Genomic DNA, 3,095 nt, shown 5'->3' with positions numbered 1-3,095 from the left:
CCTATGCTGCAACGCGGCGAGGGTTAGCGCAGCACTTCCAGCGAAGCAAGTCAAACCTTGTTCAAAACACTAACCTGGACGGCATATCCGGGGAAACTGGTCCGATCCGCTCCTGTTTGATTTCCTTCGTTTTTTACTCCACTTTTCTCTCCTGACATGGTTGCCGCCAAAACCCTGCTAGCATGGGCTGGAATCACCCATCCGACCCTCGGCCAAAACACTTCAAAGTGATGCCTGCATGAAGGAAAAGATCTCGCTCCCCATGGCCCGGCGCATCGCGCTTGCCGCCCAGGGGTTCCTCGATCCCCGTCCGGCCGGTACCCCCGACCGCCGGCATCTTGCCCGCACGCTCTCCCGCACCGGCCTGTTGCAGATCGATTCCGTCAGCGCGGTGGTGCGCGCTCATTATATGCCGCTCTATTCACGCCTTGGCCCCTACCCGCTCTCGCTGCTCGACAACGCGGCCGTGACGCGCAAGCGCACGGTGTTCGAATACTGGGCGCACGAGGCCTCCTTCCTGCCGGTCGAGACATATCCGCTGATGCGCTGGCGCATGCAGCGCGCCGAGCGCGGCGATGAAATGTATCTGGGGCTTGCCAAATGGGGCCGCGAGCACGCCGCCTATATCGAAGAGATCTACCGCCAGGTCGCCGATCGCGGCCCGATTGCCGCTTCCGCGCTCGAAGGCCAGAAAGGCTCGGGCGGCTGGTGGGGCTGGAGCCATGCCAAGCATGCCTTCGAATGGCTGTTCTGGGCCGGCCGCATCACCACGGCGCACCGCCGCGGTTTCGAGCGGTTCTATGATCTGCCCGAACGCGTGCTGCCGCAGGCGATCCTCGACCTACCGGTGCCGGCGGCCAAGGATGCGCACCGCGAATTGCTGCGCATTTCCGCCCGCGCCCATGGCATAGCGACGTCAGGCGACCTGCGCGACTACTTCCGCCTGTCGCCGGCCGACATGAAGGGCCGGCTGGAGGAACTGGTCGAAACAGGCGAGCTGCTGCCGGTGCGTGTCGAAGGTTGGGACAAGCCAGCCTATCTTCAGAAAGACGCCCGTCTGCCCCGAAAGATCGAGGCCCGCGCCCTGCTGGCGCCGTTCGATCCCGTCGTCTTCGAGCGTTCGCGCACGGAGCGGCTGTTCGACTTCCACTACCGCATCGAGATCTACACGCCGGCCGACAAGCGGCAATACGGCTATTATGTCCTGCCGTTCCTGCTCGGCGACAGGATCGTGGCGCGTGTCGATCTCAAGGCCGATCGCCCAGCAAGCGTGCTGCGGGTCCATGCAGCCTATGCCGAGCCCGGCGCGCCGCCTGAAACCGCTGCTCAGCTCTTCGAGGAATTGAAGCAGATGCAGGGTTGGCTGGGTCTCGAGCGCATCGAAGTGACGCCCGCCGGCGATTTGGGCCCGGCGCTGGCCGACATCGCCGTGTCGTAAGCTCGCGTTGACACCGCCGCCCGCAAAAGCCTAAATCCGGTTCCAGATGGTCCCTTGCCCGCAACGGCAGGGGCTAAGAGGGAATGCGGTGCGGGGCAAAATCCCAAATCCGCGGCTGTCCCCGCAACTGTAAGCGAAGAGCCAAGGCCGAAAGCCACTGGGAATTCCCGGGAAGGCGGCTACCCAAGGCGATGACCCGCGAGCCAGGAGACCTGCCGTCTGCGACTGTAGAATCCGATCGCCCGGCGGGTTTCCGGGCAAGGAGCCCGATTTTTGGACCACGACAGCAGTTTTTCGGCTGGCACAGCGGATGTTTCGTCCGGCCATGATGATGCCTTGGCCGGCGTTACCGTCATCGTCTGCGCCTCCTGCCGCGATGAAACCGGCTCCGACGCTCATCCCCGCGCCGGCGAATCGCTGGCGGACGACACTCGCCGCGCCGCATCTGGCGACAACATCCGCATCCGCAGCGTCGAATGCCTTGGCAATTGCAAGCGGCGCCTGAGTGCCGCCATCCTGCGCGACGGTTGCTGGAGCTACGTCTTCGGCGACCTGACCGCGACCAGCGGCGCCGACCTCGTCACCGGAGCCAAACTCTTCGCCACCTCGAAGGACGGCCTGATTCCGTGGCGCGGCCGTCCCGATAGCCTGAAGCGTGGCCTCGTTGCCCGCATCCCTCCCCTCGACCTGCTGAAGGACTGACCATGACCGCTCCAGATTCGTCTGCGAACCTCTCCCGTGTTCCCTGCACCGTCGTCACCGGCTTCCTCGGCGCCGGCAAGACGACGCTGGTCCGCCATCTCCTGGAAAACGCCGGCGGCAAGCGTATTGCCATCATCGTCAACGAATTCGGCGACATCGGCATCGATGGCGAGATACTGAAGGGCTGCGGCATCGACACATGCCCGGAGGAAAACATCGTCGAACTGGCCAATGGCTGCATCTGCTGCACCGTGGCCGACGATTTCGTCCCGGCGCTCGACCAGATCCTCGCGCTGACGCCGAGGGTCGACCACATCCTGATCGAGACCTCGGGCCTGGCGCTGCCCAAGCCGCTGGTCCAGGCTTTCCAGTGGCCGAGCGTGAAAAGCCGGGTCACCGTCGATGGCGTCATTGCCGTGGTCGACGGGCCGGCATTGGCCGAAGGCCGCGTCGCCAACGACATGGACGCCCTGCAGGCGCAGCGCGCTGAGGACGAAACGCTCGATCACGACGATCCGGTCGAAGAGGTGTTCGAGGACCAGATCGCCTGCGCCGACCTGATCATCCTGTCGAAAAGCGACCTGATGGACGCCGCCGGCACCGCCCGCGCCAACGCCATCATCAACGAACACTCCGCCCGCGCGGTGAAGATCGTGCCGACGTCGCATGGCAAGGTCGATCCCTCCGTGCTGCTCGGGCTCGGTCTGGCCGTCGAGGACGACATCGAGAACCGCAAGTCCCATCATGACGGCGCCTTCAACCATGAGCATGACGACTTCGACACCTTCATCGTCGACATTGCCTCGATCGCCAATCCGGACGAACTGGCAAAACGCGTCGCCACCGTCGCCGAGGAAGAGAACGTGCTGCGCGTGAAGGGATTCGTCGAGGTCGGCGGCAAGCCGATGCGGCTCTTGCTGCAGGCGGTCGGGCCGCGCGTCAACCACTACTATGA

Annotated in this window: 3 protein-coding genes and 1 riboswitch; all 3 genes read left to right on the top strand. The window is 64.4% G+C overall.

Annotated features, from left to right (window positions below):
• The first annotated feature begins 238 nt into the window (after nucleotides 1-238).
• A complete protein-coding gene (locus EN935_RS28780; protein WP_127264688.1) occupies nucleotides 239-1,438 on the top strand; it encodes a winged helix-turn-helix domain-containing protein in 1,200 nt (399 codons plus the stop codon).
• 30 nt (nucleotides 1,439-1,468) lie between these two features.
• Nucleotides 1,469-1,673, top strand: a riboswitch (cobalamin riboswitch).
• Nucleotides 1,674-1,711: 38 nt separating this feature from the next.
• On the top strand, nucleotides 1,712-2,140 hold the full coding sequence (locus EN935_RS28775; RefSeq protein ID WP_126069461.1) for a DUF1636 family protein: 429 nt from the start codon (nucleotides 1,712-1,714) through the stop codon (nucleotides 2,138-2,140).
• A gap of 2 nt (nucleotides 2,141-2,142) precedes the next feature.
• A partial coding sequence (cobW, locus tag EN935_RS28770; RefSeq protein ID WP_127373874.1) for a cobalamin biosynthesis protein CobW occupies nucleotides 2,143-3,095 on the top strand: 953 nt, incomplete at its 3' end.

Origin of the sequence: Mesorhizobium sp. M7D.F.Ca.US.004.03.1.1, assembly GCF_003998635.1 — a bacterium.
GTDB classification, from domain to species: domain Bacteria; phylum Pseudomonadota; class Alphaproteobacteria; order Rhizobiales; family Rhizobiaceae; genus Mesorhizobium; species Mesorhizobium loti.
This window is presented reverse-complemented; position numbering and strand designations above follow the sequence as displayed.

Bases quoted from the DNA above. Each gene is read 5' to 3' on its own strand.
- EN935_RS28780 (WP_127264688.1), top strand. From the start codon at position 239: ATGAAGGAAAAGATCTCGCTCCCCATGGCCCGGCGCATCGCGCTTGCC.